The 1,318-nt window shown below is 79.7% G+C and carries 1 protein-coding gene; it reads left to right on the top strand.

The window, feature by feature from the left end; translation table 11 throughout:
- Window positions 1-1,155 (top strand): glycerol-3-phosphate dehydrogenase/oxidase (locus ACYVKY_RS21795; RefSeq protein ID WP_460437085.1); only part of this gene is annotated, 1,155 nt, incomplete at its 5' end.
- Window positions 1,156-1,318 lie beyond the last annotated feature (163 nt).

Below are 1,318 nucleotides of genomic sequence, written 5' to 3'. Positions count from 1 at the left end.
GCCGACGTGCTGCGCCGCGCCGCGCGCACGCCCACCGACCTGCTGCCCGCGCCGACCCGCATCAGCGCGCAGGACGCCCTGGTGCACGCCCCGTGCCTGCAGACCGACGGCCTGCGGGGCGGCGTGCTCTCGTGGGACGGCCGGCTCGAGGACGACGCGCGCCTGGTCGTGGCGCTGGCGCGCACCGCCGCCGCGCACGGCGCCGACGTGCTGACCCGCGCCGCTGCCGCGGACGTGGGTCCGGACGAGCTGACCGTGGTGGTCGCGGGGGAGCGCGTGCACGTGCGCTGCGGCGCGGTCGTGAACGCCACCGGGGTGTGGGCCGGCGAGCACGAGCCCACCCTGCGGATGGTGCCGAGCCGCGGGTCGCACCTGGTGCTGCGGGCCGGCTCGCTCGGCTGGCCGCGGGCGGTCGTCGCCGTGCCGGTCCCAGGCCGCGTCGGGCGGTTCGTCTTCGCCGTCCCGCAGCCGGACGGCCTGGTGCTGCTCGGGCTGACCGACGAGGAGGCACCGGGCGAGGACCCGAGCGCCCCCGCCGTCCCCGAGCACGACGAGGCGTTCCTGCTGCGCACCGTGAACCGGGCGCTGGCGGTGCCCGTCACGGCCGACGACGTCGTCGGGCGCTACGCCGGGCTGCGGCCCCTCGTCGCCGGCGCCGGGGCGACCACCGCCGACCTGTCGCGCCGCCACCTGCTCGTCGACCGGCCGGGCGGTCCGGTCACCATCACCGGCGGCAAGCTCACGACCTACCGCCGGATGGCCGAGGACGCCGTCGACGCCGTCTGCCGCCGCACCGGGCACCACGTCGCCGGGCGGACGCGGACGCTGCCGTTGGTGGGCGCCGCACCGCGCGACGTGCTGGCGCGGGTGCGCGCACCGCAGCGGCTCGTGCGCCGGTACGGCACCGAGGCGGTCGACGTGCACGCCCTGGCCCTGCGCCACCCCGAGCTCGCCGGACCGGTGGCGCCCGGCTGCCCCACGACCGGCGCCGAGCTGCTGTTCGGCGTGCTGGCCGAGGGGGCGCTCACGGTCGAGGACCTGCTGGAGCGCCGGACCCGCACCGGGCTCGTCGAGGGCGTCCCCGCGGTCGCGGCCCCGGTCGCGGAGCAGGCGCTCGCCCTGGGCCGCGCCGGCGCGGTCGCGCCCACCGCGTGACCCCGGGCGTGGCGGCGCGGAGCACCTGCGCGTCGCGCTTACCATGAACACGCCCAGGACGCCCACCGGGGGAGGCTCGACCGTGCGGACCCGCACCGTGCTCGTCCGCGCCCTCGCGCTCGGCGGCGTCGCCGTGGCGCTCGCCGCGTGCGCCGGCGACCCG

Source organism: Angustibacter speluncae (genome assembly GCF_054777815.1).
The sequence above is the reverse complement of the archived record's forward strand: the minus strand, read 5'-3'. Positions and strand labels throughout refer to the sequence as shown.